The sequence below is a fragment of the Paenibacillus sp. FSL H8-0261 genome, from assembly GCF_045040645.1.
In the GTDB taxonomy this organism is placed as follows: domain Bacteria; phylum Bacillota; class Bacilli; order Paenibacillales; family Paenibacillaceae; genus Paenibacillus_AQ.
In genome coordinates this window covers 1,838,562-1,852,800 of the sequence record NZ_CP150297.1, presented here as the reverse complement: position 1 = coordinate 1,852,800, position 14,239 = coordinate 1,838,562, and the positions used below count along the sequence as shown (strand labels likewise).

Below are 14,239 nucleotides of genomic sequence, written 5' to 3'. Positions count from 1 at the left end.
ATTATTTTTTAACTGGTTAACTGCAGATGATCATCTGAGATCCCATCATTCTCCTGATCACGATCTATAACCATGACCTTGATCAGCTCTTCATCCTTGGAACAATCAATGAAGCGATCTCCATCCCCATCTTTCTCTTCCCAGTCATTAAGTCGTAATATATACCCGATAGAATCGGTATCTGGCAAGACCTCAATTCGTGCAACTGCACGCCCATCCTCCATATACCGAAAGTCGCATTGTCCGTCCTGAATTCCTGTATCCCAAACCCAAAGATTCCAGCCTTGATATTTCCCATCTGGCCGTTCATAGTGTACTTCGATAATTTTGGACCGCGGTGCTGGCTCACCACATTCATCATAGAGCACCATCATCGACAAGCCTTCAATTTCCACCTCGCTACCTGCGACCTTCCGGAATGCTTCTGTCCCCGCTCGGGTATGATCCACTACCACGTTCCAACCGTTGTTAGCTTCAGGAAGAGATAGCTTTACTCGATCATTATTGGCATTAAAGATGACTGTTATATTGTTCCAGAGGTCGCCTCCTGCATGATTTCTAAGCAGGTACGACACGATTCCCCCATCACAGCGCAGAAATTCCAGCGAACGCTCAATTTCTTGCCGACCATGTAGACGAAATGCCGGATGTGTACGCCGCAGTTCGATCAAGCCTTTATAATATTGAAATACAGGCTTAAACATACTCTTCATGTTCCAGCGGATCGCGTTAATCGTATCACCGCTACGATAGCTATTATGATCTCCAAATTTACTGCGCAGGAGCTCATCACCGGCATGCAGGAATGGAATCCCTTGCGAGGTCAGGATGATTCCATTTGCAAGTAGGGATCGGCGCACGGTCTCATTGCTGAGAATATTCTCCAGATCTACATTCACGTAAGGATTAGCCCGTGAAACGGCATCCTGAAATCCCCCTTGAACGGTAAGCACCTTATCCCATAAATTCAAATTGTCATGGGCCGTTACATAGTTCACCGATTCCACTGGGGAGTCTGTAAATTCGTGGATGGCTCCTTTGATTCCGGCTGCAATAGCCCCTTCTTTGCCGTATTCCCCTGTAATGAAGCCCCGTCCCCATCCATCACTATCACCTTTGATCGCGGAACGAAAGTTATCATTGAAGACAGCATATCCTTTCCCCCGCTGCACACCTTTTAGCGTCTTTGTTGCCAGTGGAGAATCTCCACCTGTCCAAGGTTCGCCATATAACAGCAGATTAGGATTCACCTCAAGTCGAAGCTCTTCCGTTATTTCACGCATGGTCACACTATCCATCAGACCCATAAGATCAAATCTGAAGCCATCAATATGATACTCCGTAGCCCAGTAGGACAACGAATCCTTAATATATTTACGTACCATCGGACGCTCTGTAGCCAGCTCGTTACCAACTCCCGAGCCATTAGATAAACGCCCCAAGTAGTCACGGCGATAGAAGTAATCTGGTACAAGCGGCTCGAAGGGGCCCTTCTCCACAGCGTACGTGTGGTTGTAAACCACATCCATAATCACTGAAATCCCACGACTATGCAAAGCCTGAACCATTTCTTTAAATTCCCGGATTCGTAGACCTGGATCGGTAGGATCAGTGCTATATGATCCTTCCGGTACATTATAATGTTGAGGATCATATCCCCAATTGTAGTCGGTATGTTCAATGGACGAACCACGCTTTATTACACTTAACTCATCTACGGTCTGAAAATCAAACACGGGCATCAGATGTACATGGGTGATACCCAATTCAACCAGATGATCAATACCTATTGCATTTCCTTCCGAATCTCTTAAGCCAAATTCGGTAAATGCTTTGAATTTGCCCTTATAGTACATGCCAGAGCTCTCATGTGAGGAGAAGTCACGCACATGCAGCTCGTAAATAACCGCGTCTGCAGGATGCTGCAATGGAGGAGCAACGTCCTTCTCCCAATGCTCAGGATGGGTCCTGCGCAAATCAACGATTGCTGTTCTTAAACCATTTGCCGATACGGCTGTTGCATAAGGATCTACTGCTTCCGTCACATTTCCATCAGCAAATACAGCACGGTACATATAATATTTCCCTTTTAAATCACCTGATAACTTAGTCTGCCAAACTCCGCCGTTCTGACGCTGCATATATATAATACGCCCACTATCTGTAGAGCTCGGATCAAATCCAATGTTACGTTGATTTCCATCTGTTTCGTACAAAACTAGAGATACAGCAAAAGCAGTAGGTGCCCAAACTTTAAATACACTGTACTCCACCGAGTACGTCAAGCCCAGGTCTTTACCTTCATAAACCTCTAACATTAATTCTGTATTTATAACATTTTTACTCATGAGTTAACACCATCCTATGGCTCCCTGACTAACTTATAGGGATGCTTATAAGTCCAAATATTTCCAATTAAGATCATATTAATACTTGCACAGCTCTGCAAGTCGGTAAAGGAGTATAAACTTTCTATGGATTCATACTATTATATGTAAGACATATTTACAGGTTTGGGTTCCTTAACGACTTTATACTCATCACTATTACTATCGGCATAGACATCTGTGCAATAAAGAAAATAAAAAGTGAATTTAATTATTCTAAAATGAGTATAACGCTCACGTATGAACTTAAGCCAACGTAAGAAATAAAATTATCGATATAAACACAAAAAAACCGACCTCCAAACATCGGAAGTCGGTAATAGTAGTTGGAACGTTATAAAACGTTTAACGGAGTAATGCATATGGAAATAGTTAGTTAGTGATGCTTTGAACAAGTGCAGCTACTTCTTCAGCAGTGCCAAGTTGCAGTGCTTTTGCAGCCAGTTCCTTCATGTCGGCAGCCGACAATTTAGAAATTTGACTACGTGCTGGCAGAATTGACGTTGCACTCATACTGAATTCATCAAGGCCAAGACCAAGTAAGAGTGGAATCGCTGTTGCGTCCCCAGCCATCTCACCGCACATTCCTGTCCATTTACCTTCTGCATGCGCTGCATCAATTACATTCTTGACCAGACGCAGGATGGCCGGATTGTATGGCTGATACAGGTAAGATACCCGTTCATTCATACGGTCAGCAGCCATTGTATATTGAATAAGGTCATTCGTACCAATACTGAAGAAATCAACTTCCTTTGCAAACTGGTCAGCCAGTACAGCAGTGGAAGGAATCTCAACCATAATGCCGAGCTGAATGTTGTCAGATACTTCCTTGCCTTCTTCACGAAGCTTCGCTTTCTCTTCAAGCAGAAGATCACGAGCTGCACGGAATTCACCAAGTGTTGCGATCATAGGGAACATAATGCGAAGATCCCCATGAACACTTGCTCTCAGTAAAGCACGCAGTTGCGTACGGAAAATATCCTGACGATCCAGACAAAGACGAATCGCACGGAATCCTAAGAAAGGATTCATTTCCTTTGGAAGATCCAGATATGGAAGTTCTTTGTCGCCACCGATATCAAGTGTACGTACGACTACCGGTTTGCCTTTCATATTCTCAAGCACAGTACGATAGGCGTTATATTGAATTTCCTCAGAAGGCAGCTTATCGCGGCCCATGTATAGAAACTCAGTACGATACAAGCCTACACCTTCGCCACCATTCTCAATTACACCATTGACATCGTTTGGTGTACCGATATTAGCCGCCAGCTCCACGTGCTTACCGTCTGCAGAAATCGTTGGTTTATCACGAAGTTTCTTCCACTCTGCAATTTGCAAGTCGTAAGCTTCCTGCTTGCGAACGTACTCCGCCACTTCTGCTTCACTAGGATTAATAAGAACGTCACCATTCAGACCATCGACAATCACTAGATCCCCAGAATTCACTTCTGTCATGACATTCTTAGTTCCAACTACCGCTGGAATTTCCAAAGAACGTGCCATAATCGCGGAGTGGGACGTACGTCCACCAATGTTTGTTGTGAAGCCTTTAACATACTTGCGATTTAGCTGTGCTGTGTCAGAAGGTGTTAAATCCTCAGCGATAACAATAACCTCTTCATTGATTTCTGCAGGACTAACATAATGAATACCCAGCAAGTGGTTCAGCAGGCGTTTGGTCACATCACGCATGTCAGCTGCACGTTCTTGTAAGTAAGCACTCTTCATGTTTTCGAACATTTCAATGAATTGTGTAGCTACTTCGTTTAGTGCATAGTCCGCATTAACCGATTCCTGACGAATTTTATCAATTACGGGATTAATCAGCTCAGGGTCCTCAAGAATCAGCAGATGGGATGCAAAAATCTCTGCTTTCTTCTCTCCTAGTTCTGCTAAAGTACGCTCTTTAATGGTCTGCAGTTCAGCACTTGATTTAGCAAGTGCGTCATTCAACTTGGCGACTTCTGCTTCAGGATCACTGATATTAGTTTTTGTAATTGTATAATCCGGATGTTTCAGGATAAAAGCACGGGCTACTGCAATCCCTGCTGAAGCCGCGATTCCTGAAATCTTATTCATGGATTTCCCCTAGCCCTTCTTTAATCATTACATCAGAAAGTGCGCTCAGAGCTTCAGCTTCTTCGCTACCTTCAGTAATCAGAGACAAAGTGTCTCCAGCTTCTAGACCCAATGACAATACGCCAAGGATAGATTTCAATGTAACTTTTTTGCCTTTTGCTTCTGCATAAGCTTCTGTACCTTTGAATTTCGTAGCTGTATTTACCAAGGCAGTTGCCGGACGTGCGTGAATTCCATCTTCATCGATAATTCTGAATGTTGTTTGCATAATATTATCCAACTCGCTTTCTTTTAATAGAATATTTTTAAATTTATAGTGAAGGCTTCGCTCCCTTTAATGTTTAAAGGAAGCGTCCACCCTTGCACTTTTACTGAATGGTAATAATATCCTTATCACCAATAGTTACCTTACCTGGCTTCTTCAAGGTTACGGAAGAGCCTTCTGGCAAATTGGAGAAAATAACAGGAGACATTACTGATGGTGCATGTGCTTTTACATATTCTAAATCCACTTCCATGATCGGCTGTCCAGCAGCTACAAGGTCGCCCTCTTCAACTAGAACTGTAAAGCCTTGACCTTTAAGCTTAACTGTATTAACCCCTATATGAACGAGCACTTCCTTACCACCATCGGACATAATGCCGATCGCATGCTTGCTCGGGAATACATTAAACACTTTACCGTAGACCGGTGAAGCAATCTTTCCATCATCGGATAAGAAAGCAAAACCATCACCCGTCATTTTTTGGGAGAATACTGCATCGGGAACCTCAGTGATATCCACTAATTCACCATTTACCGGAGAGACGATATCTTCTTTGATAATCGCTTCACCAGCTTCACCTGCCTGCTGTTCTTCTTCAGGCTGTGGCGTAGCCGCTACCGGCGTTGGCGCAGGTGTCTTCCCGCTAATTACATCTTGAATCTGAGATTTAATGGTATCGGAACGTGTGCCGAAGATCGCTTGAATGTTATTACCCACCTCAAGCACACCTGATGCACCTAACTTCTTCAGACGAGTCTTATCCACACCTGATTTATCTTTAACCTCCACACGAAGGCGGGTAATACAAGCATCCAGATGAGCGATGTTCTCTTTACCACCCAACGCAGACAAGATGTTTCGTGGTAAATCATCACCCGTTTTAGAAACGGCTTCTGTGTTAGTATCTTCAACCTCACCCGTATCCTCTTCACGACCCGGTGTCATCAGATTGAACTTCCGAATAACAAAGCGGAATCCGAAGTAGTAAATTACGGCAAGGGCAAGACCTACTGGAATTACGAGCCACCAAGCCGTACGGTTCGGGATAATACCAAAGAGCACGTAATCAATAAAACCTCCAGAGAAGGTCATACCAATCTTGACATTAAGAATATGCATGGTCATAAAGGACAAACCTGCAAAAACAGCATGTACTGCGAACAGCAATGGAGCTACGAACAAGAATGAGAATTCAAGCGGCTCTGTAATCCCTGTCAGGAATGAAGTCAATGCTGCGGAAAGCATCAAACCTCCGACAAGTTTTTTATTATGAGGTTTAGCTTCATGATAAATGGCCAAAGCAGCTGCTGGAAGACCGAACATCATGAAAGGATACTTACCTGTTGTAAATGTTCCTGCTGTGAATTCTACGCCATCACGAAGCTGCTGCATGAAGATCCGTTGGTCACCACGAACCAATTCCCCAGCTTTATCTACGTAGGTACCAAATTCATACCAGAACGGAGAATAGAAGATGTGATGCAGACCAAAAGGAATAAGCGAGCGTTCGATTGTTCCGAAGATAAACGCTGCGAGCGTTTTATTCGTATCAATCATACTTTGTGATACATAGTTCAGACCGTGTTGAATTGGCGGCCAAACTAATGTCAATGCCAGACCAAGAATCAAAGACGTTACCGCAGTCATGATCGGAACGAAACGTTTACCTGCGAAGAAACCCAGGTAGGATGGAAGTTCGATTTTGAAGAATCGTTTGTACATGGACGATGCCAATATACCGACGAGTATACCTCCAAATACCCCCGTTTGCAGTGTTGGAATTCCTAAGACGCTAGCATAGGAAAAGTCGCCTTGGCTCAGGACATAATCATTGACGCCAATTACAGTACCCATCGTAACATTCATTACGAGGAAACCAATAATAGCGGCTAGACCAGCAACACCCTCACCACCGGATAAACCGATGGCAACACCCACGGCAAATAGTAAGGATAGATTATCAAATACAATTTGCCCTGAGTTCATCAATACGTTCGCAATTGCCTGAACTACATCGTTCTCAAGTGCCGGAACGTATTGTAGAAAATCGGGGTTTACCAGCATGTTTCCTATTCCAAGGAGCAGACCGGCTGCTGGCAGTATGGCTACTGGGAGCATCAGCGCTTTACCGACTCTTTGTAAAACGCCGAAAAGCTTTTTGAACATCATGGTCACTTCCTTTCATTATTCACATTTTCAGTAAAACAGATGCCAAAAAAGGCATGAGCAACACAGTATAAAGGTTGTTATCTAACGGTAAGGTTAGATTACCCCAAGATGGGGACTAGCAACCAAAATACTGTAAATCACTCATGCCTGATCGAATCAGTTACACGCTTGGTATTCTGTTTTAATTAGGACACCGATATTGTAGCACCGTTTTTTTGTAGTGACAAGCTTTTTTTAAAATATAAGAAAGTATAAGTTTCACTTTATACATTATCCTTATATTTCTCGATTCGTCTCCATACCCACTTCATCCTCTTTCTTCTGGGCAAGACGTTGCAAATGAACTGTCAAATAACTGACCTCTGCTGGATACACAGGAATTCGCACTCGGTTCTCAATCACCTTAGTTAATTGCCAAGCCAAGGTATACATTTCGGGATACTCTCGTTTCATAAGACCATCCAGCGTAGAAGTCTCCCGCACTGATTCTCCACGGCGCAGTCTTTCTAGAACAAATCGTAGATGAGTCACCAATCGCGAATAATCAAGTGAATCACGTGGAATTCGATATTCGAGATTATTCTCTACGATTCCGATCAAATCACCAATCAAAAGAGAATGCTGTCTGACCTCGGAAATTTGTCTATTACTCAGCGCGCTAACGATATGAAGTGCAACAAAACCCACCTCATCTACAGGCAATTCCACGCCCATGCCTTCATTAATCCGCTCAATCGCATACTCTGCCATCTTATACTCTTCAGGATAAATTTCCTTAGTCTCATACAGAAACGGATTGTGAATTGGGATATCTTGTTCATAACGCCGTATAGCAAATGAGATATGATCAGTGAGTGCAATATGAACATGCTCATTAAGTGGTTGACTACTGCTATGCATAATATATAACAAAATTTCATGTACAATCTCAATCAACTTTTCATCCACTTGGGGAAGAAGCTGTTTATATTGTTCCTGTTCTTCTTGGCTGCGGAGAATAAACATCTTCTCCACAGACGATAGGTTGATCCGATCATGCAATTTTCGATTAAACCCTATCCCTTTGCCAATTACTACAACCTCGGAATATTGGGGATGGTCCGCAATGATAACGTTGTTATTTAACACCTTTGCTACAGTTATGCTACTCATTTTTGCCACCTCTTTTATCTCTAAACACCTGACTTCCAAGCAGCAAACGCAACATGAAACGGTACGATTAAAAAACTCTCGTTACCATCATATCATCAACATTCCGATATTAGAAGAACACTCGCGTTCTATTTTACCCGGAAGGTTCGGCTGGAGAACTTGTATACCAACGTCACGGCAATAACCATATAAGCAATCGTTCCCGCAAGAACAACTAGCGTAAATAGTGACGATGCTTTTGGAAATCCGATACAAGCGACGCTTAGTCCCAATACAATGCTGTTGACGATAAAAAAGAACGGATTTTTCATATTTAGCTCCGTGCTGTACGGTTGAAAGATATAATACATGAACAAATGGTGCACTGAGAAGAACAAGGAAAGACAAAGAATCGTTACCCAAAAGATCACCGCATCCATCAAACCCCAATCTGCACCAGAGAGCAGAAACAGCAGAGTACAAGCTAAACATATGGCGACAGCAGGAATAAGATTAAGGCCACTCAATTTAATAAGACGAATCTTAAAATTGTCCAGAATCGCAGCTTGCTCACGATAGAATCCATAGCGCAACAAGCTTAAATCACAATTGTAAAACATCGCTTTGCATACGCGCTCACCTATAGAGGTATAGTTCATTATAAATACAAAAAAGGGAAGTCCACCGAGCAGATATGCTGTAAACTTGGACGAAGTCTCCGGCGAAATAAGCATCATTAGGACAGCCACTATAAAGAGCACACCAATGATCGTTAAACGCCTCTGGATGGGTTGAATCAACAAGCGTTTATGCCTGGAGAAAAAAATAGCATTCAGGTAGGCGTAACCTGTCTTTCCTTGAAAAGCTTTCCCCTTAAGTTCTTCCGACGAAAAGTCCTTCTCCTTGGTCTGAACATCTGCCACCCTTGCTTCTTTCATCATCCGGTTCATATCCAGCAATGGATCATCTATCTTGGTAACGACATCTACAGCACTGCGATAGTTAGGATATTTCCCAATATACACAGCTGCAATTCCTCCAAGTACAACAATCACAAAACTCACTGGGACACTAAATCCTGTCGCATCATTTACAAAAGCATATCCTAGATAAAGAGGCACATAGGCAAGTAGGCCACCTAGGCCAATCACCGACCACACCCAGCTCATCTTTTTAACTAACACAATTTCTTTTTTGTCAAAAAACCAAAGATTTAGCGCCTCGGTGACTATTCTCCAGGCCGTTAACAGTAGTGCTAGCCATACGCCATGCCATAGCGGTGCCCCAAAAATCCCCGCAAACACGGTTAATGCCGGAATAAAATATATAAAGAACGTTAGCCCTTTAAGCAAAAGCGTAGCATGCATATACTGTTTCGCCGGAATTCTCATCAGCTTCACACAGATATATTTATCCCGTTTGGGCTCTAATATAAATACATTCGAAACCCCAGCCACTATAAAGCTCAGAACTATAAAAATATGTAAGAACAATGCATACTGTTCGGCGAGCGGCAATTCTTTGTGTGTAAGGACGATTGGCAAATAGATCACAATTCCCAAATAGGCGAACTTGCCTAAAAACCCCCACACTACCTTCAATGCAAGTACTATCCCAGCGAAGACTTGTTTTAGTGCAATGTTAGAGTAAATATCCCCTTTTAAAAGTTTGCCAAGAACAGGCAGCTTTTTGAAATAGTAAATCAGCCGATTGGCTCCGGACGAACCTCTAATCCTCTGAATGCTGCGAAGTGTACTAATCATTGTTGCCATCCTGAAGTAAAGCTATGATTTGCTCCTCAAATTCTGGACTTTGCAGAGTCTCACGCGGAATTTCTTGAAGGGTTCCATGATTTAGAATAACCAACTCGTCACATAAATCGGCGGCTAATTGCAAAATATGCGTAGAAAAAATAATAATGTGATCCTGCTTCATCTCACGCAGCAATTTCTTGATCTCAAGAGCCACAACCACGTCAAAAGAAGTTAAAGGCTCATCTAATAAAATCAAAGGCGGACGAGTAATGATAAAGCAGAGCATTTGAATTTTATTCTTCATCCCGTGGGAATAACCCTTTATCAGTCGGTGCCGATCTTCTTCCTCAAACTTAATAATTGAAAAATAATCTTCAATGCTTTTATTCGGATCGATCTTCTCACGGTTGATGTCCATATAAAACTTTACGAACTCATAACCTGTCAGAAACTCAGGCAAAATGGGTAGGGAAAATACATATCCGATGTCCTCGTCACGAAGCGGACGGGCACTATCCTTCTCACCAATAAAGGCAGCTCCGCTATCCATTTGGATCTCACCACTCAAACAATTGAAAAGTGTGGTTTTACCTGCTCCATTCCGTCCAAGCAGCCCGTAGATCTTCCCTCTTTCAAAGGTGAAGTCTGCATCTTTAATCACCTGTTTACCATCGAAGCTTTTATGGATATGATCTAAAGTTAGTTGCACGCTCGCGCACCTCTCCTATTCTATAGCTAAGACCCAAAACATAGAGTAAGCCCGGTAGCAATCACCGAGCTTACCTTAAGTTAAATCATTCTATAGTAGTTATTGCTTTAACTAGTCTTCAAGTTGCTCAGCCACAGAAGTTGAAGCTTTGCTCGCTCCCCCCGATGCTGCAGGAGGTTGTATGGAGGTCACGGGTGTGACCGGAACAGCCTTGCTTCCAGTTGACCCTGAGGATCTAGTCGTCAGCCCTTTGATCAGGGCCTCTACGTCAATTCCAGAGACGCTCTTCAGCATCTCAGGAGCCGTAGACATCAACTGGGTTACATAGTTGCTGACACGTGCCGCACCTTCACCATTACCGGTATCTACAACCGTAAGCTTATCAATGGATGCCAGCGGCTTCGCGATTTGGCCAGCCAAATCAGGCAGCATTTTGACGATAATATCGAGCACGGCTGCTTCGCCGAATTTCTGGAAAGCTTCCGCCAGCTTTTCTTTGGCTTCTGCTTCCGCTAGACCGCGCAACCGGATAACCTCAGCATCCGCTGTACCTTTAGCCAGCTCTGCATCCGCCATCGCTTGACCTTCAAGACGCTTCTGCTCAGCTGTCGCTTTAGCTTGCGTTTCAATACTATATTGCAAGGCATCTGCCTCACGCATTCTCTTCGCCTTATCAGCTTCCGCCGCTTGCTCTACTGCGTAACGATCCGCTTCCGCTTTTTTCTTCACTTCTGCGTCGTACTGCTTCTCACGAACTTGAATTTCTTTGGCTTGCAAATCGATTTCACGTTCCTTACGTACCAGCTCAACCTTCATCTGTTCTTCAACAACGGTCTGCTTTGCACGTGCCTCTTGAATATGATAAGCCTGGTCGGCTTCCGCTTTCGCTGTATCCTGATCCCGTTTAAACGCAGCCACTTTAAGCTGGTTTTCCTTGGAGGCTTCGGCGATATTCGTATCCCGCAGCAGTTCTGCTTTTTGCCCTTGCTCTTCAGCGTTTGCCTTTTGAATTCTCGCATCCCGCACCGCTTCTGCTTCAGCGATCTCTGCATCCCGCTTCACTGCAGCTATCCGCGGTTTACCTAATGCGTCAAGATATCCATGTTTGTCTCGGACATCCTTGATAGTAAAGGAAACAATTTGCAGACCCATTTTCTTAAGATCACGTGCCGCCACGCCTTGAACCTCTTGCGCAAAACGGTCACGGTTACGATATACTTCCTCAACGGTCATCGAACCGAGAATGGCCCGTAGATGACCCTCAAGAACTTCTTGTGCTTCGCTCTTCAGCGCTTCAATCGGTTTGCCCATAAATTGCTCAGCGGCTGTCGCCACATCTTCAGTCGAGCTACCCACTTTAATAATCGCTACACCGTCAGCAATAACCGGAACCCCTTGTTCGGTGTATACTTCCGGGGTCGTCACATCGAGTTTATGAGAAAGAAGCGACATAAATTCAGCCTTCTGAAAGATAGGGAGGATAAATGCCCCACCCCCACGTACTATCTTTATTTTACGACCAGATCCATCGTCTGAAATATGATTTTTCCCCAAGAACGACCCCGTTACGATCATCCCTTCATCTGGTCCAACAGTTTTGTAACGTGCCCAGAATGCGATACCTAGCACAAACAAAACAGCAACGACAACAGCAGGGACTAACAAATACTCAGGAATACCGAACATTAAAGATCCACTCCTCTTCTCTTTTCGAATTCTGACACCAATGCAACGCCTTCTCTAACCTCCACTACAACAACTTTAATCCCTGCCGGAAGCAGCTCATGATCAAAGCTTGCTGCCGTATGCAGGCTATTGCCGGCGCCAAACTTTACCATAATCTCACCATAACCCGTGGCGGGAACAGGAATTGTGATTTCCCCGATCTTGCCAGGCAGATCATTCATAGAGAAACCATTGGACATTTCGCTTTTTTCCATGGGCTTAACCACCCCTAGATACATAAGTACTCCCAAAAAAGCGGCGGCTAACAAAGATAAAGCAATGATCGCCCCAGCTTCCAGAGCGCTGTACCGGGTTAGAAGAATGCCCGCTCCGCCGAACACGGTTATTCCTCCTGCCAGTACGGTGGGATTCAGAAAATCTACGGATACGAAATCAAAGACTCCATGCAAAGCATCTCCGATCACATCACCCACCAGGACGCTGACTATGGCAAATATGACGCCTAGCGCCAAGCAGCCTAAATACAGCGTTTGCATATTTACTTCCTCCTGTCTTCATTCAGGACTGTCATATTACTTTAAACGAATAAAGTAGGTCATTGGTTTCACAAACTTTGGATATTTACCCATAAAAGTTCCATTCTGAGGATAAACGCACGAAAAATGCGGTCAGCAGCAGCGGAGATCAGGGACGATGTTGAGGAGAAATCCACAGTAGAGCATAAACGCAAAGAAGCGATTCATCCATTATGGAAGAATCACTTCTTTGACGTTCTATAACATCTTCTAGACTAAAGACGAAGGGTCTCTTTCGTAGAAGAATTTACTTACAAAGCCATTTTATAAATTTCAACTACATCCTCACGGTCAAGCTTGCGGAAATTACCAAACGGTCCGAAACGAACCGCCTTATCAGCCATACTGCCGATCTCGCTGTCATCAATATCATAATCAGCGAGTGTCTTCGGTGCGCCAATGGAATCCCAGAAGTTACGCAGCGCTTCAATTCCTTCCAGCCCTATTTCCTTATCGTTCTTGCCCGCAGGATCAACTCCAAACACGTTTACAGCAAGCTTGCGGAAACGGGCAGGATCAGTATCGATATTATATTTCATCCATTGTGGGAACAGAATGGCCAGGCCTCCACCGTGTGGAATGTCGTATACAGCTGATACTGCGTGCTCGATGTTGTGAGTCGCCCAATCTCCTGCAAAACCCATGCTAACCATACCGTTAAGCGCCATTGTGCCGCAGTACATGATCGTCTCACGCAGTTCGTAATTATTCAAATCTTCAATAAGCTTCGGTGCGGTTTCGATCACCGTACGTAGCAAAGTCTCACAGAAGCCGTCTTGTACCGGTGTGTTGCCATCAGTATGGAAATAGTGCTCCAGAACATGAGACATGATATCTACCATGCCGTAGACCGTCTGATCACGTGGCAGAGTGAAGGTATTCTCTGGGTCAAGAATCGAAAATGCCGGGAATGCATGAATACTGCCCCAGCCCATTTTTTCCTTGGTCACTTCGTTGGTGATTACAGAGCCGCTATTCATTTCTGATCCTGTAGCTGCCATCGTCAGTACTGTACCGAGTGGGAGAGCGTCTTGAGCAGCTGCCTTACGTTCAACAAAGTCCCACATGTCACCCTCATATTTCGCCCCAACAGCAACTGCTTTAGCGCAGTCCAACACGCTACCACCACCTACAGCGAGGATGAGGTCGATATTATGCTCGTGACACAGCTCTACACCTTTATTTACGGTGGAAAGGCGTGGATTCGGCTCTACACCTGAGAGTTCAGTAACCACAGCATCTATTGCACTCAGCTCAGCCATTACCTTATCGTACAGACCGCTACGCTTGATACTACCGCCACCGTACATCAACAATACATTCTTGCCATACTTAGGAACCTCAGTCTTCAACGCTTCCAGCGTACCCTGTCCAAAAATCAACTTGGTAGGATTATAAAAATCAAATTTACGCATATGTGTAAACCTCCATTAGTTATTTCAGAATGTTTTGCTCACTCGTATTATAAACCTCTGAA

At 44.0% G+C, this 14,239-nt stretch carries 10 protein-coding genes; all 10 read right to left on the bottom strand.

Annotated elements, in window-relative coordinates:
* Positions 1–8: 8 nt before the first annotated feature.
* Entirely contained in the window at positions 9–2,348 is a 2,340-nt protein-coding gene (pulA, locus tag MHI27_RS08095; RefSeq protein WP_405176003.1) for a type I pullulanase, read from the bottom strand.
* Between the two features lie 411 nt (positions 2,349–2,759).
* Positions 2,760–4,472 (bottom strand): phosphoenolpyruvate--protein phosphotransferase, encoded by a 1,713-nt coding sequence (ptsP, locus tag MHI27_RS08090; RefSeq protein WP_076284235.1) that lies wholly within the window; start codon positions 4,470–4,472, stop codon positions 2,760–2,762.
* Complete coding sequence (locus MHI27_RS08085; RefSeq protein ID WP_042131974.1) at positions 4,465–4,740, bottom strand: HPr family phosphocarrier protein; 276 nt, start codon at positions 4,738–4,740, stop codon at positions 4,465–4,467. Before MHI27_RS08085 ends, ptsP begins: the two co-directional genes overlap by 8 nt.
* Positions 4,741–4,840: 100 nt before the next feature.
* Positions 4,841–6,904 (bottom strand): glucose-specific PTS transporter subunit IIBC, encoded by a 2,064-nt coding sequence (ptsG, locus tag MHI27_RS08080; RefSeq protein ID WP_405176705.1) that lies wholly within the window; start codon positions 6,902–6,904, stop codon positions 4,841–4,843.
* 279 nt (positions 6,905–7,183) lie between these two features.
* A complete protein-coding gene (gene glcT, locus MHI27_RS08075) occupies positions 7,184–8,059 on the bottom strand; it encodes a glucose PTS transporter transcription antiterminator GlcT (protein WP_405176002.1) in 876 nt (291 codons plus the stop codon).
* 128 nt (positions 8,060–8,187) lie between these two features.
* Complete coding sequence (locus MHI27_RS08070) at positions 8,188–9,801, bottom strand: hypothetical protein (protein WP_405176001.1); 1,614 nt, start codon at positions 9,799–9,801, stop codon at positions 8,188–8,190.
* Positions 9,794–10,501: an ABC transporter ATP-binding protein gene (locus MHI27_RS08065; protein WP_341049357.1), complete on the bottom strand. Its 708-nt coding sequence runs from the start codon at positions 10,499–10,501 to the stop codon at positions 9,794–9,796. The genes MHI27_RS08070 and MHI27_RS08065 overlap by 8 nt, the downstream gene beginning before the upstream one ends.
* Positions 10,502–10,612: 111 nt before the next feature.
* Positions 10,613–12,187 carry a flotillin family protein gene (locus MHI27_RS08060; protein ID WP_341127530.1) on the bottom strand — a complete coding sequence of 525 codons (1,575 nt, stop codon included), beginning with the start codon at positions 12,185–12,187 and terminating at the stop codon, positions 10,613–10,615.
* Positions 12,187–12,723: a protease gene (locus MHI27_RS08055; protein ID WP_283910889.1), complete on the bottom strand. Its 537-nt coding sequence runs from the start codon at positions 12,721–12,723 to the stop codon at positions 12,187–12,189. The genes MHI27_RS08060 and MHI27_RS08055 overlap by 1 nt, the downstream gene beginning before the upstream one ends.
* A gap of 290 nt (positions 12,724–13,013) precedes the next feature.
* On the bottom strand, positions 13,014–14,177 hold the full coding sequence (locus tag MHI27_RS08050) for an iron-containing alcohol dehydrogenase (RefSeq protein ID WP_405176000.1): 1,164 nt from the start codon (positions 14,175–14,177) through the stop codon (positions 13,014–13,016).
* Positions 14,178–14,239 lie beyond the last annotated feature (62 nt).

What these genes read in the sequence shown, in the direction of transcription:
- MHI27_RS08070 (WP_405176001.1), bottom strand. Translation starts at nt 9,801, where the DNA reads ATGATTAGTACACTTCGCAGCATTCAGAGGATTAGAGGTTCGTCCGGA.
- MHI27_RS08055 (WP_283910889.1), bottom strand. Translation starts at nt 12,723, where the DNA reads ATGCAAACGCTGTATTTAGGCTGCTTGGCGCTAGGCGTCATATTTGCC.
- ptsG (WP_405176705.1), bottom strand. Translation starts at nt 6,904, where the DNA reads ATGTTCAAAAAGCTTTTCGGCGTTTTACAAAGAGTCGGTAAAGCGCTG.
- MHI27_RS08060 (WP_341127530.1), bottom strand. Translation starts at nt 12,187, where the DNA reads ATGTTCGGTATTCCTGAGTATTTGTTAGTCCCTGCTGTTGTCGTTGCT.
- pulA (WP_405176003.1), bottom strand. Translation starts at nt 2,348, where the DNA reads ATGAGTAAAAATGTTATAAATACAGAATTAATGTTAGAGGTTTATGAA.
- MHI27_RS08050 (WP_405176000.1), bottom strand. Translation starts at nt 14,177, where the DNA reads ATGCGTAAATTTGATTTTTATAATCCTACCAAGTTGATTTTTGGACAG.
- MHI27_RS08085 (WP_042131974.1), bottom strand. Translation starts at nt 4,740, where the DNA reads ATGCAAACAACATTCAGAATTATCGATGAAGATGGAATTCACGCACGT.
- ptsP (WP_076284235.1), bottom strand. Translation starts at nt 4,472, where the DNA reads ATGAATAAGATTTCAGGAATCGCGGCTTCAGCAGGGATTGCAGTAGCC.
- glcT (WP_405176002.1), bottom strand. Translation starts at nt 8,059, where the DNA reads ATGAGTAGCATAACTGTAGCAAAGGTGTTAAATAACAACGTTATCATT.